Raw genomic sequence first — 26,363 nt, 5'->3', positions numbered from 1 at the left:
AGCCTCACGAAATCCGGCGTTTAGCCGCCCCCGACAAGTCCGGGCCGGGCGGCGCCGGGGCCGCCCTCGACGGCTCGCCACCGACCCCCTCAGGGGTGCTCTCAAGCGCGGGCGATGGCCTCGTGGTGCCGGATGACCTCGGCGATGATGAACGTCAGGAACTTCTCGGCGAAGACCGGATCCAGCTTGGCCCCGGCGGCCAGCTCCCGCAGCCGCTTGATCTGGTCGCGCTCACGCGCCGGATCGGCCGGCGGCAGCTTGTGCTCGGCCTTGAGCCGGCCGACCCGCTGGGTGGCCTTGAAGCGCTCGGCCAGCATGTGGACCACCGCGGCATCGATGTTGTCGATGCTCTCGCGCAGGCTGGTCAGCTCCGCCCGCACGGCGGCGTCGACCTCGTCCGGCAGGCCTGCGTCAGGGGTCGTGGGGTGGTCCGTCATCGGGGCGGCTCCCGGTGTCTGAAGTGGGCACCCGGCCGTACGACGGCCGGGCTCGGGCCCGGGCAAATCTAACAGGGCCCCCGTGGTGGAGCCGCACCTTTTGGCGGATCAGTCCACAATCCGGACATCGCCCGCGCCGTCCGTCGGCTCGTACCGATCCGGGCCCGCGCCGCCCCGTGCCGCCCCGGGCCGAGCCGGGGCCGCCCCGTAGGCTGGTGCGCGCATGACCGGAAGTGACGACTCAGCAGTCCCTCAGTAATGGAGGTACCGATCGTGGCAACCACCCGCACCGCCCGCACCGCTTGGGAGGGCAACCTGCTCGACGGCAAGGGGCAGGTGACCTTCGCCTCGTCCGGGATCGGCGAGTACCCCGTCTCCTGGCCGGCCCGGGCCGAACAGCCCAACGGCAAGACCAGCCCGGAGGAGCTGATCGCCGCCGCTCACTCCGCGTGCTTCTCGATGGCCCTCTCGCACGGCCTGACCGGCGCCGGCACCCCGCCCGTCAAGCTGGACACCCAGGCCGACGTCACCTTCCAGCCCGGCACCGGCATCACCGGCATCCACCTGACCGTCACCGGCGAGGTGCCCGGACTGGACGAGGCCGACTTCACCAAGGCCGCCGAGGACGCCAAGGCCAACTGCCCGGTCAGCAAGGCGCTCTCCGGCACCACCATCACCCTCACCGCCAAGCTGGCCTGACGCCCCGACGGATCCCGAGGGGATCCCGGCGCGCTCCGGCCGCTCCGGGCGCGCGGTCGGCGCCCGGGGGCGCGACCTCGGCGCACGCGCCCCTGGCGCACATCATGTGATGTGCACCGGGGGCGTCTGCATGTACCGCCTCACATGATCACAAAGCGGGCGAATCACCCTGGCGGCGGTCACCGCGCGTTGCCGCCGCGGCCTATGATCGGCCGCAGCGCCCTGTTCTTCACGCGGGTCTCCGCGCGACAGCGCCCCACGGCGGGCGCCCCGCACCGGACCGACTCCGAGGACCTCGACAGAGTGCGGAGCCGGCCGCCGGAGTCCCGATTGGCCGGCCGGACCAGCATCCAGCGTCAGCAGCGGACGGGAGCATGCCGTGCCGGGCCAGAACGAGGGGGCCGACGCACACCACCCGGGCGTGCGGCACGAGGAAACACCGCACCACCGTCACCTCACAACACCCCTCCTGGGCCCGAACATCGGCACCGTCGGTCCGGCCAGTCCGGCTGGTCCGGTCGGTTCGATCAGTCCGGTCGGTCCGGTCGGCGTCGCCGGTTCCGTCACGGCCGTCGGTGCTGTCCCGGCCGGCGGCCGGGCCCTCGACACGACGAGTGCGGCGAGTACAAGTGCGGCAAGTGCGGCGGGAACCGTGCTGGACGACCCCGGGATGCTGCTCTGCCCCACCTGCTCGGCGCCGCTGACCGACGGCACCCACCGGAGCACCGTCGCCGGCCCCGGCCAGGACAACGGCGGGAACGACCGGCTGCTGGCCGCGCTGCGGGCCAGCGAATCCCGCTTCCGGGCCGCCTTCTGCGACGCGGTCATCGGGATGGCCCTGATCGACCCCGAGGACCGGATCATCGAGGTCAACCCCGCCTTCGCCGCCCTGATCGGACGCGGCGTCGGCGAACTGGTCCGCACCCACCTGCACGAGATCATCGATCCGGAGGGCATGCCGCACCGGCTCTTCCCCGAGCTCGTCCACGGCGAGCGGGAGCGGTTCCGCGTGGAGAAGCAGCTCAAGCACCGCGAGGGCCGCACCGTCTGGAGCAAGGTCACCGTCTCGCTGATCCGGGACGGCGCCGGCCAACCGCTCTACACCCTCGCGCTGGTGGAGGACATCACCGAGCAGCGCCGGCTCGGTGACCGCCTGGAGTACCAGGCCCTGCACGACCCGCTGACCCGGCTGCCCAACCGGACGTCCTTCTTCGAACGGCTCGACGCCGCCTGCGTCACGGCCAGCGGGGCCACTGGGGCCACCCCGACTGCCGATCCCGCCGAGGATCCCGGCACCCCCGACACCCCTGACACCAGCGACAGCGTTCTCGCACCGGCGGACGGGCGCCGGGTAGGCGTCTGCTATCTGGACCTCGACGGCTTCGCGGCGATCAACGAGACGCTCGGGCACCACATCGGCGACCAGTTGCTGATCGCCGTCGCCGCCCGGCTGCGCCGCGGGTTCTCCGAGCACGACGCCCACCTGGTGGCCCGGATGGGCGGTGACGAGTTCGCCGTCCTGGTCACCGACAGCCGGGGCAGCGACCAACTGACCGACCTGGCCGCCCGCATCCTCCAGGAACTGGAACACCCCTTCGACGTCGCCGGACACCGGCTGGTCATCACGGCCAGCGTCGGCGTCGTCGAACGGTCCGTGCACGAGACCACCCCCACCGACCTGGTCAAGGACGCCGACGCCACGCTCTACTGGTCCAAGGCCGACGGCCGCGCCCGCTGGACCCTCTACGACCCGGACCGCGGCGCCCACCAGCTGACCCGCCAGCTCCTCGCCACCGCACTGCGGCCCGCCCTGGAGCGCGGCGAGTTCACCATCGAATACCAGCCGCTGGTCGGCCTGGCCGACGGAGCCGTCCACGGCGCGGAGGCCCTCGTCCGCTGGCGCCACCCCCGCTACGGGACGCTCTCGCCGGACCGCTTCATCCCGCTCGCCGAGGAGACCGGCGCGATCGTGCCCCTCGGCACCTGGGTGCTGGAGGAGTCCTGCCGCCAGGCCCGGCAGTGGCTCACCGAGTTCCCCGAGACCGAGACCTTCGTGAGCGTCAATCTGGCCGCCCGCCAGATCTGGGACTCCGACGTGGTCGCCGACGTCGCCCGCGCCCTCGAACGCACCGGGTTGCCGGCCCGGCTGCTCCAGCTGGAGATCACCGAGAGCGCCCTGCTCGGCCCCGGCGGACGGCCGTTGCAGGCGCTCCAGGCCCTCGCGGACATGGGCGTGCGGATCGCGATCGACGACTTCGGCACCGGCTACTCCAACCTGGCCTACCTCTCCCGGCTGCCGGTGCACGTCCTGAAGCTCGACGGCACCTTCATCGAGGGGTTCCGCGACCCGGCCCCGACGACGAACCCTTCGGACCTCCCCGAGCTCGGCTCCCGCCGCAGCGACGCCGACGAGCAGATCGTGGGCGCGATGGTGCAGCTGGCCCACACCCTCGGCCTGACCGTCACCGCCGAGGGCATCGAGAGCGCCGCGCAGGCCGAACGGCTGCGGCTGACCGGCTGCGACACCGCCCAGGGCTGGTACTTCGCTCGGCCGGGCGAGGCCGAGCTCGTCGCCGCCATACTCCGCGAGGGCCGCCCCGGCCCGGACGCCAGCCGGTAACCGGGGCCGGTCCGGCCGGACCCGCTGCGGGCCCGGCGGCCGGGCCACTCCGTTCAGACCTCCCGCGTTCAGACCTCCCGCGCTCAGGCCTCGGCCGTCAGACTTCCGCCGTCAGGCCGTACGCCTCGGCGATCAAGCCGTAGGAGCGGAGCCGGGCCTCGTGGCCGTGGATGTGCGAGGTGACCATCAGCTCGTCGACGCCCGTCCGCTTGCGCAGGGCCTCCAGCCCGTCCGCGACCTCGCCCGGGGCGCCGAGCACCACGTTGTCGAGCCAGCTGTCGATGAACTCCGCCTCGGCCGGGCTGTACGGGTAGGCCTCGGCCTCCTCCGGGGTGGGGATCGGGCCGGGGTTGCCGCGCCGCAGCCGGAGCATGCCGAGGGCCGCGGAGCGGGCGAGGCGACGGGCCACGCCCTCGTCCTCGGCGGCGACCGCGCTCACACCGATCAGCGCGTAGGGCTCGGCGAGCACCGCGGAGGGTCGGAAGGACTCCCGGTAGAGGTCGAGCGCCGGGATGGTGTTGACGCTGCTGAAGTGGTGGGCGAAGGCGAACGGCAGGCCGAGGCGGCCGGCCAGCTGGGCGCTGAAGCCGGAGGACCCGAGCAGCCAGACCGGCGGGCGCCCGTCGCCCTGGGGGACGGCAGTCAGCTGGGCGTAGGGGTGGCCGGAGGGGAAGTCGCCGTCGAGGAAGTGGGTCAGCTCGGCGAGCTGCTGCGGGAAGTCGTCGGCTCCCTCGGCGCGGCCGCGGCGCAGCGCCCGGGCGGTGGCCGGGTCGGTGCCGGGGGCGCGGCCGAGGCCCAGGTCGATCCGGCCCGGGTGCAGGGCCTCCAGCAGGCCGAACTGCTCGGCGATGGCCAGCGGGGCGTGGTTGGGGAGCATCACACCGCCCGAGCCCAGTCGCAGGGTCGTGGTGTTGGCGCCGAGGTGGGCGAGCAGGACGGCCGGGGTCGAGCTGGCCACTCCCGGCATTCCGTGGTGCTCGGCCACCCAGAAGCGGTGGTAGCCCCACTGCTCGGCGTTGCGGGCCAGCGCGGTGGTCGCGGCCAGGGCCTCGGCGGGCGTGTAGCCGACGCCCACGGTCGCCAGGTCGAGGATGGAGAGCGGGGCGGGCGCCGTGCCGCGGGCGGTGCCCCGGATCGCCGCGCCGGTCCGCGGTTCGGTCGGGTGCTCCTGCTGGTCCTCGGTGGTCATGCCGTCCGCCCTTCTGGCTTTCGTGAGCCGGCCCTGGTGGGCGACCGCGGGTCTCGGGTGGCCCGGCGGTCGCTGCTGCCGACCGGGGTCAACCACCGCGCCGGGCCGGCTGTTCCCGCACCCGGAACGTTCCGGCCTGCGCGCCGGACTCGCTCCGGACTCGTTCCGGCCCCGTTCGGCGCCGGCGGGCGCGGCCCGGTACGGTGCCGCCCACCGACCGTTCGGATGACGGAGAGCCAGCGCGCGGACACGCCTGGCGACTTCACGCCAGCGCCGGAAGTCGCCAGGCGGAGGGCTCGCGGCCGGCGGTCGGCGTCCGGCAGGCTGGCGGACAGGACCGGATCGCCCAACAGGATCCGCGTTCCGCCAGCAAGATCGTCGGGCTGGACCAGCGCCGATCGATCCCCGCGAGCCCCCGGAGCGGCACCCCGCCCCGGGGGCTCGCGCCTTTGCGCAGGTCGGGGCCGGGGTCTGTGACCCATGGCATACCGGGGTGCTTCATGGCATGAAAAGTCGAGGCGCTAGCGTTGACCCTCAGCAGCCACCTGCTCCCCCGGGCGGCGTGGAGGGAGTACAGGCCTTGAACTTCGTGGCGGCGATCGGATCCTCGTGGATCTGCGCCCTGGCGCTCTTCGCCGTGCTCGGAGACGCCCTCCTCCCCTTCATCCCCAGCGGAACACTGGTCATCCTGGCGGTGCTCAAGACGGCGCGGATCGACGGCGCCCCGGTGCTGCTCGGCCTGGGCGTGGCAGTGGCCTCGTTCCTCGGCGACCTCCTCCTCCTGCACCTCGCCCGGCGCGGCGCCCCGCTGCTCCAGCGCCGGCTCGCCCAGCGCCCGGAACTGGCGGCCAGCGTGACCAGGGTCCAACAGGCCCTGGTCGAACGCCCCCACGGGGCAGCCGCGGCCATGGTGGTGGTCGCCCGGTTCGTCCCGGCCGGGCGGACCGTCCTGGACGTGGCCATCGGCCACTCCCCCGCCCACCCGCACCGATTCCTGCACTGGTCGGCGCTGGCGGCGCTGGTCTGGGCCGCCTACATCGTGACGCTGGGCTGGCTGAACAGCCACTGGTTCGACACCGCCTGGCTGAGCCTCGCGGTGTCCTGCACCGCCGCCACCATCGTCAGCACCGCGATCGCGCGAATAGTGCGCCGCAACCGGCGGCTCGCCGCGCTCTGACCGCTGCGCCTCGGCCAGCGCTCCCGACCCCGGGGCACCCGGCCACCCCTCGCCGCACCCCGCCGCACCCTCGCCATCGGCGAGCTCTGCCCGGACGGGCGACGAGTCGTACCGAGCGCTGACGAACTCTGACCCGCCCCACCGGACCGGCGGTACCGTACTCCCCTGGCGGCGCGAGGAGCGAAGCGTCACAGGACGGCAACAGACGACGAATCCTTGCAGCCCAGCCCGGTCCTGCTGACGTGTTGACTCTCGTAGAGGGTCGACGGCCTTGGTGGCCACTGTGGCCACATGGCATGCTAACGGCGGAAAATTCATCAATTGCCCGATTTGACCGGTGCGGCCCCGGGCCGCCCTCACCACCGGCATCGGCACCCAGGGGAGACCATGACCAGCATCTCGCGCAGGACGGTGCTCAGTGCGACCGCTGCGACCGCGGCCCTCGGCGCGGTCGCAGCCTGTTCCAGCAGCGGATCCGGTTCGAGCCAGAACTCCTCCTCCCCCACGACCGGCGGCAGCCCGGGCACCACCCCGGCGGGCACGACCGACCCGACCACGACGGGGGTGCCCAAGGGCACTCCGATCGGCGACGGCTCCAACGCCGACACCGGCCCGCAGCCGAACCAGCCGAAGCCCGAGAAGCTCAAGCCCGGCGAGCGGCCGCCGCAGTTCGTGGTGTTCTCCTGGGACGGCGCGGGTGGCACCGACGACGGCCAGTTCCCCCGCTTCCTCAAGCTGGCGGAGCAGTACAAGGCCACGATGACCTTCTTCCTCTCCGGGATCTACGCCCTGCCCAAGGGCAAGGCCGACCTGTACCACCCGCCGAAGCACTCGGTCGGTGCCTCCGACATCCCGTACCTGTCGGACGGCGCGGTCAAGAGCACGCTCAAGCTCGTCAGCCAGGCGTGGCTGGCCGGGCACGAGATCGGCACCCACTTCAACGGGCACTTCTGCTCCAGCCGCCCGGACAAGAACGGGGTCAACATGTGGACCCCGGAGGACTGGCAGAGCGAGATCGACCAGGCGATCGGCTTCGTGACCCAGTGGCGGACCAACACGGGCTTCACCGACGTCGACCCGCTGCCCTTCGACTACAAGAAGGAGCTCATCGGCGGCCGCACTCCCTGCCTGGAGGGCCAGAAGGCGCTCCTGCCGACGGTCGCGAAGCTGGGCTGGAAGTACGACGCCAGCTCCTCCGGCGGCCTGCAAATATGGCCGCAGAAGGTGCAGGACGGCAAGGTCTGGGACTTCCCGCTGCAGTCCATCCCGTTCCCCGGGCACACCTTCCAGGTGCTGTCGATGGACTACAACATCCTGGCCAACCAGTCCGCGGGCAGCACCAAGGGCGACCCGTCCAAGTACAACGACTGGCGCACCCAGGCCAAGGACTCCTACCTGGCCGGCTTCGACCGCGCCTACAACAGCAACCGTGCGCCGTTCTTCATCGGCAACCACTTCGAGCAGTGGAACGGCGGCATCTACATGGACGCCGTCGAGGAGACCCTCAAGACCATCGCGGGCAAGCCGGACGTCCGGCTGGTCTCCTTCAGGCAGCTGGTCGAGTGGCTGGAGGTGCAGGACCAGTCCACCCTGCGCAAGCTGCGCACGCTCAACGTCGGCCAGGCGCCGAGCGGCGGTTGGGAGACCTTCCTCGGCGCCGCGGGCTGAGACGGACGGACCGAGCAGGGCAGAACGAGACGGGCGCGGCCGGCGGGGTGGACGGACCCCGCCGGCCGCCGTCGTCGGGGCCGGGCCCGCTACCCCGCGGCGGTGACGTCCGCGAGCAGGCCGCGGACGATGCGCTCGGCCCCCGACTCTCCCCAGAGGATCGAGTAGTGGTTGGTGTCCGGCACCAGCGAGGCCGGCACCCGCTCCTGGTCCAGCCCGGCCAGTCCGATCCGCTGGTGGTCGTAGAGGCCCTGGGGCTCGTCGAGCAGGCCGCGCTCGGCCCAGAGCAGTTCGGCCGGACAGGGCAGCCGGTGCACGGCGGTGGCCGCGTCCTGGTCCAGCAGGACCTGGGCACCGTCGGCCTGTACGGCCTCCAGCACGCAGGAGGAGCGCAGTTCGGGCTCGACGCCGACCAGGTCGCGCTGGGTGTAGGCGTCGATCTCCGCCGACCAGGCCGTCCCGAAGGCCGGGTGCCGCTGCCAGAACTCCCGGTAGGCGTCCCGGTCCGGGAAGGTCATCGACAGCCGGGCCAGCGCGGGGCCGAGCACCGCGGCCAGCGCGTCCTCTTCACTGATGCCCTCCGGCAGCGGGAAGCTCAGCGCGCCGTCCACCAGCAGCACCCGGCGGACGAGTTCCGGGTGCCGGACGGCGGCCAGGGCGGTGACCCAGGCGCCCATCGAGTGGCCGACCACGGTGGTCGGGCCCGTGCCGAGGGCCGTGATCAGCGCGGCCACGTCGTCGGCGTGCCGGGCCAGCCCGTACGGCCCGGCGACCGCGCGGCTCCCGCCGCGCCCCCGCAGGTCGGGCGCGAGCAGGGTGACCCGCCCGGCGAGTTGGCGGGCGACCTCGTACCAGGCGAGGCCGTTGGCGGTGATGCCGTGCACCGCCACGACCGTCGGGGCGCCCGGCTCGGCGGCGGGCCAGCGCAGGACCGCCAGTTCCCCTTCGGGCACGGCGACGGTCAACTCCTCAGGCTTCAGGGGCGACTGGCTCACGCGGGGGTACCTCCGGTGGGACGGGCGGTCCGGGCGGCGGCCGGAGTGCGGACCGCACGGGCGGATCGGGCGGCGCGGATGCGGGCAGGCAGTCTAGCCAGGCCACCGGGCAGCAGGTAGACCACCGCGACGAACAGGGTGCCCAGCAGGAACAGGGGTTGGGAGAGCGGCACCCGCAGGACCGCGGGCAGGTCCGCGATCGTCGTCGAGTTGGCGAGGTCGCCGAGCCGGTGGCTGGCCCAGGTGTAGAGGACACCGCCGAGCAGTGGACCCCAGCGAGTCCCCGAGCCGCCGAGCACCACCATCACCAGCAGGGCGAGCGTGGCGTCGGAGCCGGCGGCCTGCGGGGTGGCGCCGCCGGTCAGCAGCAGGTAGACCACCCCGCCCAGCCCGGCGAGTCCGCCGGCGAGGACGAAGGCGACCAACTTGTAGCCGTAGGGCCGCAGTCCGAGCACCTCCACCCGGCGCTCGTTCTCCTTGATCCCCTCCCAGACCCGGCCGGTCGGCGAGTTGACGGCCCAGTGGACCACGGCGACCGTCAGCACCAGGTAGCCGACGGCGATCCAGTAGAGGTTGGCGGTGTTCTCGATTCCGAGCAGGCCGGAGGGCAGCAGGTCGGCCGGGGCGGAGCGGCCCTCCTCACCGCCGGTCACGCCACCGGGGTTGCGCTGGACGAGGATCGAGCCGGCCTGGGCGAAGGCGAGGGTGACCATGGAGAAGCCGATGCCGGTGACGCGGAGGCTGACCGAGCCGAGCAGCAGGGCCAGCGCGACGGTGCAGGCGACGCCGAAGACCGCCGCGGCGGCGAACGGCAGTCGCAGTTCCAGCATGCCGAGGTCGGTGGCATAGAGGCCGGTCGCGAAGTAGAGGGCGTGGCCGAAGGAGAGCAGTCCGGTGCGGCCGAGCAGGAGGTCGTAACCGGAGGCGAGGGCCCCGTAGAGCAGGCACAGGGCGAGCAGTTGCAGGCTGCCGGGGCTGCCGAGCGGGCCGTCGAGCAGTCCCGGGACGGGAAGCGCACTATATGGGGCGACAAGGAGCGTGATCAGCAGGGCGATCGGCCACCAGCGTAGCGCTCTGTGCATCAATGTCCAGCGATTAGTGACTGAATCACCTGTTCGAGGGATGGCGCCGAGGTCGGTCGTGTGTTCACAATGGGTCCCGGCAAGGCTGGTGTCAGTCCCCCTTGCCACAGTGACGGTGTTGGCGGAGCTGGTGTCAGTCCCCTCTGCCAACATGGCGGTCATGGCAGGGCTGGTGTCAGTCCCCCCTGCCATGGCGGCGGCGCTGCGGTCGGCCGCGGGGCCACCGGTGCTCGTGATCGGAGTTTCGGCGCTCACGCGAGCCTCCCGGTGAGTCCACGGGGTCGGACGAGAAGCAGCACGGCGAGCAGGACGACGACCGAGAGGTCGCCGAGCCCGGCGCCGGTGTAGTAGTTGGCGAACTGCTGGACGAGACCAACGCCCACGGAGGCGACGGCGGCCCCGGTGACGGAGCCCATGCCGCCCATCACCACGACGACGAAGGCGAAGATGAGCAGCCCGGTCCCCTGGCCGGGATTGACCGAACCGAAGTAGAGGCCACCGAGGGCCCCGCCGAGCGCGGCGGCCGCCCCGCCGATGGCGAAGACGAGGGTGAACGCCTTCCGGACGTCGATACCGAGCGCCATGACCATCGCCCGGTCCTCGACGCCGGCCCGGACGATCAGCCCGTAGCGGGTACGGGCTAGGAACAACCGAAGAGCGAGCAGCAGCAGCGCGGCCGCGGCCACGAGCACGAAGCGGTTGACCGGGACGGTCGCACCGAGCACGTGCCAGGTGCCGGAGAGCACGGCCGGCTGGGGGAAGGGGCGGGCGTCCGCGCCCCAGATCCCCATCAGGAGGGCGGGCACGGCGAGCCCGACCCCGACGGTGGCGAGGATCTGATCGCGCGGCCGGCTGTAGAGCGGGCGGATCAGGAAGAGCTCCAACAGGACGGCGGCGGTCGTTCCGACCAGGGTGCCGAACGGCACCGCGAGCCAGAAGGAGAGGCCGGCCTCGGTGCCTGCCCACCAGGTGGCATAGGCGCCGATGGAGAGCAGGGCGCCGTGCGCGAAGTTGAGCACGTCCATCAGACCGAAGATCAACGACAGGCCGGAGGCGACCAGGAAGTACAGCGCACCAAGACCGAGTCCGGTACAGGAGAGGAGGACGACGGTGTCCATCAGGGCTTCACCTCCGCGGTGACGACAGGGGTGGCCGGAGAAGCGGCGGGCCGGGGCCCGCCGGCGAGCGGGTGACGGGAGCCGACGCCGAGCAGGCGGCGGGCGGCCTCCTCGTCGGCCAACAGCTCGGCGGTGTCGCCCCGGTGGGCGGTACGGCCGTCGGCCAGGACGGCGCAGGTGCCGGCCAGCCGTCGGACGAGGGCGAGGTTCTGCTCGACCAGGAGAACGGGCACGGCCTCGGCCGCTCGCGCCAGCACCTCGGCCACCTCAGCGACGATCTTCGGAGCCAGGCCCTTGGTGGGCTCGTCGGCGATGATCAACCGGTTGCGGTTGAGCAGCGTCCGGCCTATCGCCACCATCTGCTGCTGGCCGCCGGAGAGCGTCCCGGCCAACTGGCCGGCCCGCTGCTTGAGTTCGGGGAAGAGCTCGTGGACGAGCGGATAGTTCGGCTCGTCCGCCTCGCCCACGCCCCGGACGGCGCGCTCGGCGAGGCGGAGGTTCTCGGCGACCGTCAGCCCGGCGAAGATCCCCCGGTCCTCGGGGGCGTAGCCGATGCCATGACGGACCACCAGGTGTGTGGGGAGGGAGGCGAGTTCGGCACCGGAGAAGCGGATGCTTCCGGTACGCGGCACCAGGCCCATCACGGCCTTGACGGTGGTGGTCTTACCGGCACCGTTGCGGCCGAGGAGCGCGGTGACCCCTGCGGGGGCCACGTCGAGGTCGACGCCGTGCAGGATGTGCAGCCCGCCGATGACCACCCGCAGATCGCGAACGGAGAGGAGAGGGGCGGCAGGAGGCGTAGGCACGGCCGCAGAGGCAACGGCAGAGATGGAGGTGGAAACGGGCGAAGAGAACGGAGAGGAGGTCACAGCGCCTCACCCAGGTAGGCCTGTTGCACGGTCGGGTCGGCCATCACGGCCTCGGGGGTGTCCAGCGCGAGCAGCGTGCCGTGGTGCATCACCGCGAGGCGGTCGGCCAGCCCGAGCAGGACGTCCATGTGGTGCTCGACCATCAGGACGGTCCGGCCCAGGTCGCGGTGCACGGACCGGATCAGCTCGGTGAGGGCCGGTACCTCCTCGGCGCTGACCCCGGCCATCGGCTCGTCCAGCAGGATCAGCCGCGGATCGGAGACGAGGAGGACGGCCAGTTCCAGTTTGCGCTTCTCGCCGTGCGAGAGCGCGCCCGCCAAGGTGTCCGCACGGTGGGTGAGTTCGGTGCGGTGGAGGGTCTCGGCCAGCTGCTCCTGGTACCGGACGGCACGGCGCCAGAGCCGGTACGAGGCGCGCGGTCCGGCCGCCGCCTGGGCGGCCAGTCGGACGTGGTCGGCGACCGTCATCCCCGGCCACAGGGAGGAGGTCTGGAAGGTGCGGCCGAGGCCGCGGCGCGCCCGGGTGTGCACGGCCTCGGCGGTGACGTCCACGCCGTCGAGGTGGAGGCTGCCGTGGGTCGCCGGATAGATGCCGGAGATCAGGTTGAAGAGGGAGGTCTTGCCGGCGCCGTTGGGGCCGATGAAGGCGATGAACTCGCCTTCGCCGACCGAGAAGGAGACGTCCTCGACGATCGGCACCCCGCGGACGGACCAACCGAGTCCGTCCAGCCGCAGCACCGCGGCGGGCGAGACCGTGGCCGAGGCCGGGGAACCGGCCGGGGAAGGAGTGGGGGCCATGGGAGCGGGCATCGGGATCAGCCCGCCATCGGGGTGACCGGGGGCGCCACCTCGTCCGCGGTCAGGGCCTTCTCCACCGAGGGCTTGGCGGCGGCCCCGGTGCCGGTCAGCCGGGCCTGGAACATCGGCTGGAGGAGGGCGTGGTCCTCGGCGCGCACCGTGGTACGCCCCTTCACCCCGTCGAAGCTCCAGCCCTCCAGCGCCTTGACCAGGGCCGACGTGTCGTCGGCGGAGCCGTGGTTGGCCTCGACTGCGTGCACGATCATCTGGGCGGCGGTGAAGCCGTCGGGCGTGAAGATGTCGGTCTTCCCGCCGACGGCGGTGACGGCCTCGTCCATGGCCTTCTCCACCGGGGTGCCGGCGGCGCCGCCGAAGTAGTGGTTCAGGAAGGAGATCTTCTCGGCCGCCGGGCCGAACAGCGGGTAGGAGGCCGCCAGGTCCAGGCCGGTGACGACCTTGGTGTCGGCGAACACGTCCTGCTGGTTGAGCGCCGTCCACAGGGCCGAGGAGCTGTCGCCGGCCCAGGCGACGAACAGCAGGTCGGGCTTGGCGGTCTTGGCCTGGGTGGCGAACGGGGTGAGGTCGGTGGCGCTCGGCGGGGCGAGCACCTGGTCGACCGTCGCACCCTGGGCGCCGAGCACGGCCTTGACGGCAGCCACGTTGGCCTGCCCGAAGGCGTTGTCCTGAGCGAGCACGGTGACCTTCTTGCCCTTGGCGTCACCGATGAACGAGGCCGCGGTGCGGATGTCCTGGAAGGACTGGCGGCCGGAACGGAAGGTGTACTTGTTCAAGCCGGTGACCTTGTCGGCGGCGGCCGGGCCGCTGATGAAGAGCACCTTGTTCTGGGCGGCGATCGGGCCGACCTGGAGGGCGACGCCCGAGGCCGTGGAGCCGGCCAGGACCTTGTAGCCCTTGCCGATCAGGTCCTTGGCCGCGGACACCGCCTTGGCCGGGTCGCCCGCGTCGTCCTGCTCCTCGAACTCGACCTTGTGTCCGTCGACCGCGCCGGTGCCCTTGGTCGCGTAGCTCAGCCCCGCCTTGAAGCCCTCCAGGTACTGCTTGCCGTAGGCGGCCAGCGGTCCGGTCTTGGAGTACACCAGGCCGACCTTGATCGGGCTCTTCGCACCACCGCCGCCCGCCGAGGCCGTCCCGGCGGTGCCGGCCTTGGCGCAGCCCGCGGCGAGCAGGACGCACGCCGCGACGGCGGCGAGCTTCCGGGCCGGGCCGCCGGTCAGGGTCTCGCCCGGGCGGGCGCCGGAGGCGGGCCGAGTGGGGGCTGTCGAGCTGCGCATGGTGACCGACTCCTGAGGGTGCGGCGGGGTGGATGCCGGAACCGTAGGTGTGCGGTGGGACTGGCGACATGTGCCCGGGCGACGCATCGGCCCACCCTGATGTGGCTCCGGCCGACATACCGCCCGGGCGGTGCCGCTCCCCGGACGTCCGGGTGTGGCCGGCCGACACGGACTCGTACCCGCCCATGGCGGGAGCCGCCATGGCTGCGGCGGCCCGCGTCCGGTGACGGTGGAGGGGTTCGGCAGCCGTCCGGCGGCGGCCGCCGGGTCTTCCCACCGGGCCCTCCCACCTGGCCCTCCCCCGGGCCCGGCCCGGGTGGGCCCTCTTCCGCATCCCACTCCTCACGAGGTGATCCCTTGGACAAGGTCCTGGACTCCCCCGCCGACGCGGTCGGGGACATCCCCGACGGCGCGGTGCTGGCCGTCGGCGGCTTCGGCCTCTGCGGCATCCCGAGCATCCTGATCGGCGCCCTGGCGGACACCGGCGCCACCGGCCTCCAGGTGGTCTCGAACAACTGCGGGGTGGACGACTGGGGGCTCGGTCTGCTGCTGCGGGCGGGCCGGATCGCCCGGATGACGTCCTCGTACGTCGGCGAGAACAAGGAGTTCGCCCGGCAGTACCTCTCCGGCGAGCTGGAAGTGGAGCTCACCCCGCAGGGCACGCTGGCCGAGCGGCTGCGGGCCGGCGGCGCCGGCGTCCCCGCGTTCTACACCCCGGCCGGGGTCGGCACCCAGGTCGAGGAGGGCGGGCTGCCCTGGCGCTACGCGGCGGACGGCTCGGTGGCGCTGGCCTCACCGGCCAAGGAGGTCCGGGAGTTCGGCGGCCGCCGGTACCTGCTGGAGGAAGCCATCACGGCGGACTTCGCGCTGGTCCGGGCCGAGGTGGCGGACCGGCACGGGAACTGCGTGTTCCACGCCGCCGCCCGCAACTTCAACCCGCTCTGCGCGACGGCGGGCCGGATCACCCTGGTCGAGGCGGACCGGATCGTCGAGGCCGGCGAGCTCGCCCCGGACGCCGTGCACCTGCCCGGCGTGTACGTGGACCGGGTGGTGGCCGCCGATCCCGCGGACCGCCGCATCGAGCGCCGGACCGTCCGCCCCGCACTCCAGGAGGCCTGAGCCGATGTCCACCCCGACCAGCACCCCGCCCCCCGCACCCACCTCGCAGAGCGCCCACCGACCGCAGCCCGTCCGCCACCCGCAGGCCGTCCACCACCCGCAGACCGGCCTCGACCCGCGCAACGCCCTGGCCGCCCGGGCCGCCCGCGAACTGCGCGACGGCCAGTACGTGAACCTGGGCATCGGCCTGCCCACCCTGATCCCCAGTCACCTCCCGCCGGGCGTCGAGGTGGTGCTGCACTCGGAGAACGGCATCCTGGGCGTGGGCCCGTACCCGGTCGAGGGCACGGAGCACGCCGATCTGATCAACGCCGGGAAGGAGACGGTGACGGTCGCCCCCGGCGCCTCGTACTTCGACTCGGCCTTCTCCTTCGGCATGATCCGGGCCGGCCGGATCGACGTCTCGGTGCTCGGCGCCATGCAGGTCTCGGCGGCCGGCGACCTCGCCAACTGGATGATCCCCGGCAAGATGGTCAAGGGCATGGGCGGCGCGATGGACCTCGTGCACGGGGCCCGCCGGCTGATCGTGGTCATGGAGCACACCGCCCGGGACGGCTCCCCGAAGATCGTCGACGAGCTCTCACTTCCCGCAACCGGCCGCGGAGTTGTCAACCGGATCGTGACCGATCTGGCCGTGATCGACGTGACGCCGGACGGGCTGCGGGTCGTGGAGACGGCTCCGGGCACGGAGTTCGCGGACGTCCAGGCCGCGACGGGCACCGCCCTCCTTCCACCGCTCTGATCCGACCGGGCCGACCGGACCGGCCAGCACCAGCCGGACCGGGCGCACCGGCCCCGCCCCGCAGCAGCGGCCGGGCCTCCCGTCGGGGAGGTCCGGCCGTTCGCTTTGCCTCCGCGGCGCCGCCACCGCCGCCCCGCCCGCCGAATTCGCTGCATTAGCACCACTGCAGTGCGGATTGGCCGGGAACCGCAGGATCTTCATGCTTGCGCGGTGATCATTTCCCGGACAGGTTGCGATCACGGTTGCCCTCCGGGAGAGTTGGGGGCGCCGTGGGTCCCGCGTGTCCGGAGGGGAAGCCGGGAGCGCACCGGGATCCGCATTCGAAGTCCCCGCAGGCGCGCAATGAATTCCGCTCGCAAACGCCCACCGGCGCAAGCAGGCGAACGACGCGAATGACGGCCCGAAAACCGCTTGGAAACAACGGCGGTCCACCGGGCGGTGTTTCACGGGGACGGCTTTCGAGGCAAGAGGCAAGGCGAAGCAAGGCTCCGGGGGGAGCGGACCAGCCCCGCCGAACGCGGCCGGCCAGGCGCGCAACGGGACGGCGGATCGCATACCCCCGGTCCGAACACGCACCAACGGGCCCGCCGCCACGGCCGGGCCCCGGCCAGGGGGAGCAGACGATGACCATGCCGTTCGCGCGGCAGAAGGATGCCGGGACGGCCCGCGGGCGAGGCGCCGGGCGGCGGCTCGACGACGACCTGGCCGCCGTTCCGGTACCCGAAGCCCCGTACGACTACGGTCACTTCAGCCGGCTGGCCGGCCCGGCGCACGACCCGGACGAGGAGGACGACCTCGGCGGCGGCGTCTACCGGCCCGAGCCCGCCCACCACGGAGCCCCACCGGCACCGCGGCACGCACACCAGGCCGCACAAGAGGCCGTGCACCAGGCCACGCAGGAGGCCGCACCCGCCCCCAGCGCCCCCTACCGCGTCCAGTACCGCAGCCTGCTGCGCCGCGAGCCGCACCGGATCCGCGCCGCCCTGCTGATGGTGGCGGCCCCACTGGTGGAGGTGGTGCTGCTGGTGTGGCTGCTGCTGCCGGAGCACTGGCCGGAGCGCCCCGGCGAGACGCACACCCTGGTGCTGCTGGGCGACAAGGTGATGATCGGGATCATCGCCGTGGTCGAGGTGTTCCGGCTGGTCAACGTCGTGTCCAACACCCACGCCACGCTGGTCGCCCGCGATCCGATACCGGTGACGCCGGAGTCCGGCACCCGGGTCGCGTTCGTCACCGCCTGCGTGCCGGGCAAGGAGCCGGCGGAGATGGTGCGGGCCACGCTGGTCGCGGCGCGCGCCGTCCGGCACGACGGCCCGTACGACGTCTGGCTGTTGGACGAGGGAAACGATCCTGCGATGCGGGCGCTCTGCACCGAGCTGGGCGTCCGCCACTTCAGCCGCTTCGGCCGCCCGTACTGGAACCAGCCCAAGGGCAGGTTCCGCACCGGCACCAAGCACGGCAACTACAACGCCTGGTTGCAGGCGCACGGCGACGACTACGACTTCTGGGTCTCGGTGGACACCGACCACGTCCCGCTGCCGGACTTCTGCGAGCGGATGCTCGGCTACTTCCGGGACCCCGACGTGGCATTCGTGGTCGGGCCCCAGGTGTACGGGAACTACCGCAGCTCGGGATCGGCCGTCACCAAATTCTCCGAGAGCCAGCAGTACCTCTTCCACGCACTCATCCAGCGCGCCGGAAACCGTTACGGCGCGCCCATGTTCGTCGGCACCAACAACGCCGTCAGAATCCGTGCGCTCCAGTCGATCGGCGGGTTGTACGACTCCATCACGGAGGATATGGCGACCGGCCTGGAGTTCCACCGGAGCCGGAACGCCGAGACCGGTGAACGCTGGAAGTCCGTGTACACCCCGGACGTGCTCGCGGTCGGCGAGGGCCCGTCCTCCTGGACCGACTTCTTCTCCCAGCAGCTGCGCTGGAGCCGCGGCACCTACGAGACCCTGCTCACCCAGTACTGGCGGGTGCTCTGGCGGCTGTCGCCCGGGCGGCTGCTCAACTACTCGCTGATGGTGGGCTTCTACCCGATGGCGGCGCTCACCTGGTTGCTCGGCGGTCTGTCCAGCGTGCTCTACCTGGTGTTCGGCGCCTCGGGGGTCCACGTGTCCTCTGAGATCTGGATGATGCTGTACAGCGACGCCGCCGCGCTCCAACTGCTGCTCTACACCTGGAACCGCAAGCACAACGTCAGCCCGCACGAGCCGGCCGGCTCCTCCGGGGTCGCGGGCATGCTGATGTCCGCGCTGTGCGGCCCGGTCTACGCGGCCTCGCTGGTGCAGGCGCTGCTGCGGCGGCGCAACCGCTTCGTGGTGACGCCGAAGGGCCGCTCGGCCAGCGCGGACCGGGTGAGCACCTTCCGCTTCCACCTGTTCTGGACGCTGGTGTTCGGCGGCGCGATAGCGGCTTCCTTCTTCACCGGCTACGACCACGTCGCGATGCGCACCTGGGCCTGGATCGCCCTGGCCCTGACCGTGCTGCCGATCCTGGTGCTGGCCGGCGACGCCGTCCGCCGCCGACGCGCCCGGCCCACGGCCACGCTCACCGTCACCGGCGGTCCGGCGGCGACCCCGAGGGTCGTCCTGGAGAAGCGCCGCCCCCGGCACGCCCGCGACCCCCGGCGCGGCGCGGCCGCACCGGCCGCGCCGGTCTCCCAGGACGCGCCGCCGGGCGCCCCCGCAGTGCCCGACCGGGCGGAGCGCACCACCACCCGCTGAAGCCGCGGCCCGCCAGCACCCCCGCACCTCACAAGCCAGCGAACCTCACGAACCACCGAACCTCACGAGCTACCGAACCTCACGAGGGGACCAACCACCGTGAAGATCCACAAGACCGGCCGGACCAAGCGCTTCGCCCTCGGCAGCACCGTCGCGCTGACCGTCGCCGGGATGAACGCGCCCGCCGTCCTCGGCTTCGCCAGCCAGCAGTACCACCAGTACGTGATCAACCGCCCCGACTACAAGGCGGAGTACGGCCACTGGCAGACCCTCACGCTCCCCGCCGAGTTCCGGGTCAACGCCGTCCACGCCACGCTGCTGCGCACCGGCAAGGTCCTCATCGTGGCCGGTTCCGGCAACGACGAGAAGCGCTTCGACGCGGGCAGCTTCCGCAGCCTGCTCTGGGACCCGGCCGCGAACACCTACAAGCTGATACCCACCCCGGCCGACATGTTCTGCGGCGGCCACGCCTCGCTGCCGGACGGCCGCGTCCTGGTGGCCGGCGGCACCCAGCGGTACGAGAAGCTGGCGGGCGTGGTGAAGAAGGCGGCCGGCGTCATGCGGGTGCGCAACGAGAGCCCCGAGCGCGCCAGGGCGTTCCCCAAGGGCACCGTCTTCGTCGGCCCGAACGGGCGCGAGTACGCCTCCACCGAGGCGGTGACCGTCCCGGCCGCGGTGAAGACGGGCGCCGGCAAGCAGACCGTCGTCACCGCCGGCGAGCAGCACGTGTTCGTCGAGGCGGTCGGCGAGGGCGCCGACTACGTCACCGACTCCCCAGCCCAGTACCGGATCAAGGGCCTGGCCGGGGCCGACGCCCACAACCTGTACGGGCAGGGCACGAAGCTGACCCTGGACAAGCAGGAGTACCAGGGCATCCGCTCCGCGTTCGAGTTCAACCCGGACACCGAGCTCTACGAGCAGGTCACCGACATGGCGTACGCCCGCTGGTATCCGACGCTCACCGGGCTGGGCGACGGGCGGGTGGTCACCGTCTCGGGCCTGGACGACACCGGGGAGATCCTCAACGGCAACGACAACGAGATCTACGACCCGAAGAACAAAACCTGGTCCAAGGGCCCGGACCACTACTTCCCGACCTACCCGTCGATCTTCCTGACCGCCTCCGGCAAGCTCTTCTACTCGGGCTCCAACGGCGGCTACGGCCCGGCCGACAAGGGCCGCGACCCCGGGGTGTGGGACCTGTCGAACAACGGCTTCCAGCCCGTCCCCGGCCTGCGCGACCCCGCCCTCACCGAGACCTCGTCCTCGGTGCTGCTGCCGCCCGCCCAGGCGCAGAAGGTGATGGTGCTCGGCGGCGGGGGCGTCGGCGAGTCGCCGCTGTCCACCGCCCGCACCGACATCGTCGACCTCTCCGCCGCCAAGCCCGCCTTCACCCCGGGCCCGGACCTGCCGGCCGGCGGCACCCGTTACCTGAACAGCGTGATCCTCCCGGACGACACCGTGTTCACCACCGGCGGCTCCAGCGGCTACCGGGGCCGGGGCGCCAGTGACCTGCTCAAGGCGCAGGTGTACCACCCGGACACCAACAGCTTCAGCACCGCAGCCGAGCCCGCCGTCGGCCGCAACTACCACTCCGAGGCGCTGCTGCTGCCGGACGGCCGGGTGGCCGTGCTCGGTTCCAACCCGCTCTTCGCGGACAAGGCCGAGACCACGCCGGGCGGCTTCGAGCAGCGCATCGAGATCTACACCCCGCCGTACCTGTTCCACGGCGACCGCCCGCAGGTGGCCGCCGCGCCGAGGGCCGCGAAGCTCGGCACGACCGTGCGGATCGGCACCGCCCGGCCGGACGCGGTCGCCACCGCCAAGCTGATCCGGCCGAGTTCGGTCACCCACGTGACCGACGTCGAACAGCGGTCGGTGGCCCTGGACATCAGCGGTCGCACGGCCGACGGGGTCTCGCTGACGCTCCCCGCCAACCCCAACCTGCTGCCGCCCGGCTGGTACATGCTGTTCCTGACCGACGCCGCCGGCACCCCGTCGGTCGCGCGCTGGATCCAGGTGACCCGCTGAGCGACACCGGGTGCGTCACGGCCTGGTACGGACCCACACCGATACGGACCCACCGATGCGGACCCGCACCGATGCACACCCGCATGGCGCGGGCCGGCCCCCTCAGCGGGCGGCCTGCGCCAGGCCGAGCGCGTACGGCAGCCAGAACTCGCCCGCCCGGGGCTCGCCGCGCCCGCACTCGCCGTCCGACTCCCCCGGGTTCTTGATCCACAGGTAGGCGTCGACCCCGTCCCGGCCGGTGTCGGCGGTCGGCCGCTCGCCGAGCGCGCGGCCGGGCGGGTTGCACCAGGCGTCGCCGCCGAGTGGGCCGTTGCCGTTGCGGCTGGTGTCGATGACGAAGTGCTTCCCGCCCAGGGCGGCGGAGAGCTGGCCGCCGTAGGCCGTGTTGCGGCCGGTGTCGTAGAAGTTGGCGACGTTCACCGCGAAGCCGTCCGCCGCCGCGATCCCCGACTTGCGCAGCGCGGTGGAGAGTTCGGCCGGGTCCTGCGACCAGCCGGGGTTGCCCGCGTCCAGGTAGACCCGCACCTGCGGACGCTTCTTCAGCTCCTGCACGGCGAAGGCCAGCAGGCCGTACCGCTCGGCGGCCAGGTCGCCCTTGATCCCGCAGCTGTCCAGGGTGTGCGCGACGGCGTCCGGCTCCAGCACCACCCAGGCCTTGCGGTCGCCGAGGGCCTCCGCGACACCGCTGATCCAGGCCCGGTAGGAGGCGGCGTCGGAGGCGCCGCCGGCCGAGTACAGGCCGCAGTCGCGGTGCGGGATGTTGTAGGCGACGAAGACCGCCGTCCGGTCCGCCTCGGCGGCCCGGCGGCTGACCTGTTCGGCGATCTCCTTGGCGCCCTGCTCGCCCAGCCACTGCGAGGAGGGCTGGGCGGCGATCCGCAGCAGCGTGTCGGCCTCCGCCGGCCGGCCCTGGCCTCGCAGGGCGGTCACCTGCCGGGCGGCGTTGGTCTGGTCGGAGACGTAGAAGGCCTGGCCGGGGAGCTGGGCGAGGCTCGCGGGGCCGGTGCCCGGGTTCGCGGCGGAGGCGGTGGGCACGGCTGTGGGCACGACGGCGGACCCGCCGGCCGCGGCACCGGCAGAGGCACCGCCGCCCGGGCCGCCGGCTGATCCCTTGGCCGGTCCGGCGGTCGAACCGCTACAGCCCGTGGCCCCCGCCAACAGCACGACCAGGGCCGCCCCCACGGCCCGTCGGATTGCCACTACCCGTCCCACCCGGCGCACGTACCGCCCCTCCCCCAGAGCCGGTCCGGCGACCGGTCGGCACCAGCTAAGCACACCGGCCACCGCCCGCCCGCGACGGGCGGTGAACGCCGGGTGGCCGTGAGCGGGCGGACGGGCGACCCCGCCCGCCCGCCCGGGCCACCCCTCACCCAACCCCCGGGCGCCCGGCCCCGGATACTCGGCCCCAGATGCTCAGCCCTGCTTCAGGTTGGGCACCTGCCAGTCGATCGGCTCGCCGCCGAAGCCGTCCAGCGCCGTGTCGATCTGCGAGAACGGGCGGCTGCCGAAGAACAGCTTGGCCGACAGCGGCGACGGGTGCGCGCCCTGCACGACCACGTGCTTGGACGTGTCGATCAGCGGCAGCTTCTTCTTCGCGTAGTTGCCCCACAGCACGAAGACCACCGGCTCCTCGCGCTCGCTCACCGCCTTGATCACGGCGTCGGTGAACTTCTCCCAGCCCTTCGCCTTGTGCGAGTTGGCCTCGTGCGCGCGCACCGTGAGCACCGCGTTGAGCAGCAGGACGCCCTGCTCGGCCCAGTGCATCAGGTAGCCGTTGTCCGGGGCGGGGATGCCGAGGTCGGCGTCCAGCTCCTTGAAGATGTTGCGCAGCGACGGCGGCGTCCTGGTGCCGGGCAGCACCGAGAAGCTCATGCCGTGGGCCTGGCCGTCGTCGTGGTACGGGTCCTGCCCGAGGACCAGCACCCGGACCTTCTCGTACGGCGTGGCCTCCAGCGCGGCGAACTCCTGGCCGCTCGGCGGGAACACCTGGTGCTGCGCGCGCTCGGCCGCCACGAAGGCCGCCAGCTCGGCGAAGTACGGCTTCTCCGTCTCGGCGCCCAGCACCGGGCGCCAGGACTCGGGCAGTTCCAGCCCGCCGCCCTCGCCGGCCTCCACCACGCCCGCCTCGACCGTGTCCGTCACGACATCTACCTCCCACACCGCGGCTGTTGTGCCGCACGCCCTCTTTCACCCCGAACGCTACACAGCCCCACCGACAACTCACTCCGCCGAAGCCGCAGAAGGCGGCACGGACCCAGCGGGAAGTGCCGACCCGGCAGGCAGCGGGGCCCCAACAGGCAGCGGGGCCCCAGCGGGAAGCGGGGCCCCAGTGGGAAGCGCGGACCCGGCAGGAGCCACCGGCGCGGGGCCCGAACCGGCCGCCCGCACCACCCGGACGTGCTCCACCACGTTGAGCGCCACCAACAGCACCGCCAGTGCCACCAGCACCGCCAGCGCCGGCAGCCGCACCACCGCCGGTGCCAGCCCCAGCACCACCGCCGCCGCACCGAGCCGGGTCGTCGCCACCTTGCGGAACATCATCCAGCGGGTGTACCCGAAGGTCAGCAGGTACAGCCCGCACCCGCCGTACAGCAGCGCCACCGACCCCGGCCCCAGCGCCTGCCACGGGTCCGCGACGGTCTCCCCGAAGCCGACCGCCACCCCGATCACCCCGGCGGCCAGCGCCAGGTGCCCGTACTGGAAGATCCGCCGGACGACGTCCCGCCGGGAGTCGGCGACCTCCACGGCGTACCGCATGGCGTCCGCCGCGTACACGAAGTACTGCCACCACAGCCCCGCCGAGATGGTGAACGCGGCGGCCACAGCCACGAGTTCGGCCACGTCCAGCCGGGCGCCGGCCGCCGTCCCGCCGATCCCGACGATCGACTCGCCGAGCGCCACCAGCAGGAACAGCGCGAACCGCTCCGGCATGTGCGAGGGGTGGTACGCCACCGCCGCCAGCCGCCGCCGGAACACCAGCGGCGCGGCCAGGTCGCAGAGCGCGGCCGCCGCCCACAGGGCCAGCCGCGGCCCGTCCGGCAGCAGCCCGCCCACGACCAGCAGCGGCCCGCTGACCAGCACGCCGGCGCCGTACGGGCCGCGCCAGACGCCCGGCAGGCGGATCAGCAGGAGCAGCAGCACCAGCCGGGCCAGCCAGTACGCGGCGCCGAGCAGCACGCCCCGCCCGCCGTACGCGCCCGGGACGGCGAGCGCCATGAACAGGCCGGCCAGCCCGACCGCCAGGATGCCGAGGCGGTCCCGCAGGTTGTCCACGTCCCGGATGTTGGCCTGCACGGTGGTGCCCACCCAGCACCAGTACACCGGCACGAACACCACCAGCGCCCGGGCCAGCCCGGTGGCGTCGTGGTGGTGGTGGTGCAGCAGCCCGGAGACCTGGGTGATCGCGAAGACGAAGACCAGGTCGAAGTAGAGCTCGGCCCAGGTGACCCGCTTCTCGTCGGCCTCCCCGCCGACGCCCCCGGCATCCCGCCGCGCCTCCGGCGGCCCCGCATCCCCCGTCGCACTCATCGCGCCGTTGCCTCCCCACAGGTACGAAACGGGCCCCGCCCCGGCGACCGGCCGGAACGGGGCCCACGACAGCACCGCAGAGGCTAGACCAGCTCGACCAGGTCCGCGATCGACTTGACCACCCGGGTCGGCCGGTACGGGAAGCGCTCGACGTCGGCGGCGGCGGTCAGGCCGGTGAGCACCAGGATGGTCTCCATGCCGGCCTCCATCCCGGCGACGATGTCGGTGTCCATCCGGTCGCCGATCATCACGGCGGTCTCGGAGTGGGCCCCGGCGGTGTTCAGCGCCTCGCGCATCATCAGCGGGTTGGGCTTGCCGACGAAGTACGGCTCGACGCCGGTCGCCTTGGTGATCAGGGCCGCGACCGAGCCGGTGGCCGGCAGCACGCCCTCGGGGGACGGGCCGGTCTCGTCGGGGTTGGTGCAGATGAACCGGGCGCCCTGGTTGATCAGGCGGATCGCCTTGGTGAGCGCCTCGAAGCTGTAGGTGCGGGTCTCGCCGAGGACGACGTAGTCCGGGTTGTTGTCGGTCAGCACGTAACCGGCCTGGTACAGCGCGGTGGTGAGCCCCGCCTCGCCGATCACGTAGGCGGTGCCGCCCGGGCGCTGGCCCTTGAGGAACTTGGCGGTGGCCAGGGCGGAGGTCCAGATGCACTCCTCCGGCACCTCCAGGCCCATCCCGGCCAGGCGGGCGCTGAGGTCGCGCGGGGTGTAGATGGAGTTGTTGGTGAGGACCAGGAACGGCTTGCCGGACTCCCGCAGCCTGCGCAGGAACTCCTTCGCGCCGGGAATGGGCGTGCCCTCGTGGATGAGGACGCCGTCCATGTCGGTCAGCCAGGACTCGATGGGCTTGCGGTCTGCCACGTGCGTGTCTCCCGAAGTGTTGCAACGTCTGTCGAAGGCCCTGACGCGGCACAGCCTAATCCGCACGCCTGCCCGACGACAGCGCGTTCCGTCCCCCGGGCTCGGCACCGCCGCCCCGCCGGGCCTCCCGGGGCCCGGCCCCTGCGAAACCGGGAGCAACCGGGCGCCTCGTGATTGAGTGGGCGCATGAGCGCCTCGACCCCCTCGTCCTCCCCGGACCGCCCGTTCCGCGTCGGCCTGATCGGCTACGGCCTGGCCGGCTCCGCCTTCCACGCCCCGCTCATCGCCACCACGCCGGGGCTGCGGCTGGACGCCGTGGTCACCGCCAACCCCGAGCGCCGCGAGCAGCTGCGCCGCGAACACCCCGGCGCCCGCGCCGTCGACACCCCCGAGCAGCTGCTCGCCGACCCGGACGCGCTCGACCTCGTCGTCGTCGCCTCGCCCAACCGCACCCACGCGCCGCTCGCCCGCGCCGCCCTGCGCGCCGGGCTGGCCACCGTCGTCGACAAGCCGCTGGCCGGCACCGCCGCCGAGGCGCTGGAACTGTGCCAGCTCGCCGAGGCCCGGGGCACCCTGCTCTCCGTGTTCCAGAACCGGCGCTGGGACGGCGACTTCCTGACCGCCGCCCGGCTGGTCCGGGGCGGCGCGCTCGGCCGGGTGCACCGCTTCGAGTCCCGCTTCGAGCGGTTCCGCCCGAAGCCCAAGCCCGGTTGGCGCGAGCTCGCCGACCCGGCGGAGGTCGGCGGCACGCTGTACGACCTGGGCAGCCACCTGGTGGACCAGGCGCTGACGCTGTTCGGCCCGGTGGAGACGGTGTACGCGGAGGTCGACGTGCGCCGGGACGGCGCGGTCGTCGACGACGACGCCTTCCTCGCCCTCACCCACGCCTCCGGCACCCGTTCGCACCTGTGGACCAGCGCCATCACCCCGCTGATCGGCCCCCGGCTGCGGGTGCTCGGCGACGCCGCAGGGTACGTCAAGCCCGGCATGGACCCGCAGGAGGCGGAGCTGCGGGCCGGGCACCGACCGGACGGCGCCCGCCCGTGGGGTGCCGACCAGCCCTCGCAGTACGGCACCCTCGGCACCGACGAGTCCTCGATCGCGCTGCCCACCGAGCCGGGCGACTACCCCGCCTTCTACGCGGGCATCGCCGCCGCCCTGGCCTCCCCGGGCACCCCGCCCCCGGTCGACCCGCGCGACGCGGTGGCCACCCTGGCCGTGCTGGAGGCCGCCCGGGCCTCCGCCGCCACGGGCACCACGGTCCGCCTGGGCTGAGCCGCCACCGGGCCTGCCGCCCCCTCAATTCCACTTCTAAGATGCTTAGATGAGCGGCTGGCGGGCGGGGCGGCAGGCCACCGGCGCGAGAACGCGAAGAGCACGAGGAGCGCGAGGAGCGCGAGAAGCG

At 72.9% G+C, this 26,363-nt stretch carries 21 protein-coding genes; 9 read left to right on the top strand and 12 right to left on the bottom strand.

Features of this window, described 5'->3' with window-relative positions; genetic code table 11:
* Positions 1 to 101: 101 nt before the first annotated feature.
* Positions 102 to 437, bottom strand: a complete 336-nt coding sequence (locus ACFVTF_RS17245) for a chorismate mutase (RefSeq protein WP_371518803.1) — start codon at positions 435 to 437, stop codon at positions 102 to 104.
* Positions 438 to 710: 273 nt separating this feature from the next.
* On the opposite strand from ACFVTF_RS17245, the gene ACFVTF_RS17240 reads away from it, so the two are divergent.
* A complete protein-coding gene (locus ACFVTF_RS17240; protein WP_371518802.1) occupies positions 711 to 1,136 on the top strand; it encodes an OsmC family protein in 426 nt (141 codons plus the stop codon).
* A 670-nt stretch (positions 1,137 to 1,806) separates the two neighbouring features.
* The gene (locus ACFVTF_RS17235; protein WP_387814407.1) at positions 1,807 to 3,756 is read left to right on the top strand and encodes a putative bifunctional diguanylate cyclase/phosphodiesterase; all 1,950 of its coding nucleotides are present in this window, start codon (positions 1,807 to 1,809) and stop codon (positions 3,754 to 3,756) included.
* Between the two features lie 97 nt (positions 3,757 to 3,853).
* Here ACFVTF_RS17235 and ACFVTF_RS17230 read toward each other — a convergent pair whose 3' ends face one another.
* Complete coding sequence (locus ACFVTF_RS17230) at positions 3,854 to 4,945, bottom strand: LLM class flavin-dependent oxidoreductase (protein ID WP_371518801.1); 1,092 nt, start codon at positions 4,943 to 4,945, stop codon at positions 3,854 to 3,856.
* Positions 4,946 to 5,534: 589 nt separating this feature from the next.
* Here ACFVTF_RS17230 and ACFVTF_RS17225 point away from each other — a divergent pair.
* Both ACFVTF_RS17225 and ACFVTF_RS17220 read left to right on the top strand, forming a co-directional pair.
* Positions 5,535 to 6,122, top strand: coding sequence for a VTT domain-containing protein (locus ACFVTF_RS17225; RefSeq protein ID WP_350882667.1), 588 nt, complete (start codon positions 5,535 to 5,537; stop codon positions 6,120 to 6,122).
* A 387-nt stretch (positions 6,123 to 6,509) separates the two neighbouring features.
* Positions 6,510 to 7,790, top strand: a complete 1,281-nt coding sequence (locus ACFVTF_RS17220; RefSeq protein ID WP_371518799.1) for a hypothetical protein — start codon at positions 6,510 to 6,512, stop codon at positions 7,788 to 7,790.
* 89 nt (positions 7,791 to 7,879) lie between these two features.
* Here ACFVTF_RS17220 and ACFVTF_RS17215 read toward each other — a convergent pair whose 3' ends face one another.
* The 6 genes from ACFVTF_RS17215 to ACFVTF_RS17190 all read right to left on the bottom strand — a co-directional run bounded on the left by ACFVTF_RS17215 (position 7,880) and on the right by ACFVTF_RS17190 (position 13,943).
* The gene (locus tag ACFVTF_RS17215) at positions 7,880 to 8,785 is read right to left on the bottom strand and encodes an alpha/beta hydrolase (protein ID WP_387814303.1); all 906 of its coding nucleotides are present in this window, start codon (positions 8,783 to 8,785) and stop codon (positions 7,880 to 7,882) included.
* Entirely contained in the window at positions 8,782 to 9,867 is a 1,086-nt protein-coding gene (locus ACFVTF_RS17210; protein WP_387814301.1) for a branched-chain amino acid ABC transporter permease, read from the bottom strand. Before ACFVTF_RS17210 ends, ACFVTF_RS17215 begins: the two co-directional genes overlap by 4 nt.
* Before the next feature lie 251 nt (positions 9,868 to 10,118).
* Positions 10,119 to 10,985 carry a branched-chain amino acid ABC transporter permease gene (locus ACFVTF_RS17205; protein WP_387814299.1) on the bottom strand — a complete coding sequence of 289 codons (867 nt, stop codon included), beginning with the start codon at positions 10,983 to 10,985 and terminating at the stop codon, positions 10,119 to 10,121.
* Complete coding sequence (locus tag ACFVTF_RS17200) at positions 10,985 to 11,791, bottom strand: ABC transporter ATP-binding protein (RefSeq protein ID WP_387814297.1); 807 nt, start codon at positions 11,789 to 11,791, stop codon at positions 10,985 to 10,987. Before ACFVTF_RS17200 ends, ACFVTF_RS17205 begins: the two co-directional genes overlap by 1 nt.
* Positions 11,792 to 11,850: 59 nt before the next feature.
* The gene (locus ACFVTF_RS17195; RefSeq protein WP_387814295.1) at positions 11,851 to 12,651 is read right to left on the bottom strand and encodes an ABC transporter ATP-binding protein; all 801 of its coding nucleotides are present in this window, start codon (positions 12,649 to 12,651) and stop codon (positions 11,851 to 11,853) included.
* Between the two features lie 17 nt (positions 12,652 to 12,668).
* The gene (locus ACFVTF_RS17190) at positions 12,669 to 13,943 is read right to left on the bottom strand and encodes a substrate-binding domain-containing protein (RefSeq protein ID WP_387814293.1); all 1,275 of its coding nucleotides are present in this window, start codon (positions 13,941 to 13,943) and stop codon (positions 12,669 to 12,671) included.
* A gap of 357 nt (positions 13,944 to 14,300) precedes the next feature.
* Here ACFVTF_RS17190 and ACFVTF_RS17185 point away from each other — a divergent pair, with 357 nt between their 5' ends.
* The 4 genes from ACFVTF_RS17185 to ACFVTF_RS17170 all read left to right on the top strand — a co-directional run bounded on the left by ACFVTF_RS17185 (position 14,301) and on the right by ACFVTF_RS17170 (position 20,567).
* Positions 14,301 to 15,062: a CoA transferase subunit A gene (locus tag ACFVTF_RS17185; RefSeq protein WP_387814291.1), complete on the top strand. Its 762-nt coding sequence runs from the start codon at positions 14,301 to 14,303 to the stop codon at positions 15,060 to 15,062.
* 4 nt (positions 15,063 to 15,066) lie between these two features.
* Positions 15,067 to 15,804, top strand: coding sequence for a 3-oxoacid CoA-transferase subunit B (locus ACFVTF_RS17180; RefSeq protein ID WP_387814289.1), 738 nt, complete (start codon positions 15,067 to 15,069; stop codon positions 15,802 to 15,804).
* A gap of 623 nt (positions 15,805 to 16,427) precedes the next feature.
* Complete coding sequence (locus ACFVTF_RS17175) at positions 16,428 to 18,536, top strand: glycosyltransferase family 2 protein (RefSeq protein WP_387814287.1); 2,109 nt, start codon at positions 16,428 to 16,430, stop codon at positions 18,534 to 18,536.
* 99 nt (positions 18,537 to 18,635) lie between these two features.
* Positions 18,636 to 20,567, top strand: coding sequence for a galactose oxidase-like domain-containing protein (locus ACFVTF_RS17170; protein WP_387814285.1), 1,932 nt, complete (start codon positions 18,636 to 18,638; stop codon positions 20,565 to 20,567).
* 102 nt (positions 20,568 to 20,669) lie between these two features.
* Here the strand turns inward: ACFVTF_RS17170 and ACFVTF_RS17165 are convergent, their stop codons facing one another.
* The 4 genes from ACFVTF_RS17165 to ACFVTF_RS17150 form a co-directional block, all read right to left on the bottom strand.
* Positions 20,670 to 21,614: a glycoside hydrolase family 6 protein gene (locus tag ACFVTF_RS17165; RefSeq protein WP_387814283.1), complete on the bottom strand. Its 945-nt coding sequence runs from the start codon at positions 21,612 to 21,614 to the stop codon at positions 20,670 to 20,672.
* Between the two features lie 366 nt (positions 21,615 to 21,980).
* Positions 21,981 to 22,709 carry a uracil-DNA glycosylase gene (locus ACFVTF_RS17160; RefSeq protein WP_244293451.1) on the bottom strand — a complete coding sequence of 243 codons (729 nt, stop codon included), beginning with the start codon at positions 22,707 to 22,709 and terminating at the stop codon, positions 21,981 to 21,983.
* A gap of 78 nt (positions 22,710 to 22,787) precedes the next feature.
* Positions 22,788 to 24,095 carry a low temperature requirement protein A gene (locus tag ACFVTF_RS17155; RefSeq protein ID WP_387814281.1) on the bottom strand — a complete coding sequence of 436 codons (1,308 nt, stop codon included), beginning with the start codon at positions 24,093 to 24,095 and terminating at the stop codon, positions 22,788 to 22,790.
* Positions 24,096 to 24,178: 83 nt separating this feature from the next.
* The gene (locus ACFVTF_RS17150; RefSeq protein WP_063349252.1) at positions 24,179 to 24,958 is read right to left on the bottom strand and encodes an HAD-IIA family hydrolase; all 780 of its coding nucleotides are present in this window, start codon (positions 24,956 to 24,958) and stop codon (positions 24,179 to 24,181) included.
* 186 nt (positions 24,959 to 25,144) lie between these two features.
* Here ACFVTF_RS17150 and ACFVTF_RS17145 point away from each other — a divergent pair, with 186 nt between their 5' ends.
* Positions 25,145 to 26,233, top strand: a complete 1,089-nt coding sequence (locus ACFVTF_RS17145; protein ID WP_371518782.1) for a Gfo/Idh/MocA family oxidoreductase — start codon at positions 25,145 to 25,147, stop codon at positions 26,231 to 26,233.
* Positions 26,234 to 26,363 lie beyond the last annotated feature (130 nt).

Source organism: Kitasatospora sp. NPDC057940, from assembly GCF_042887425.1.
Taxonomy (GTDB): domain Bacteria; phylum Actinomycetota; class Actinomycetes; order Streptomycetales; family Streptomycetaceae; genus Kitasatospora.
The sequence above is the reverse complement of the archived record's forward strand: the minus strand, read 5'-3'. Positions and strand labels throughout refer to the sequence as shown.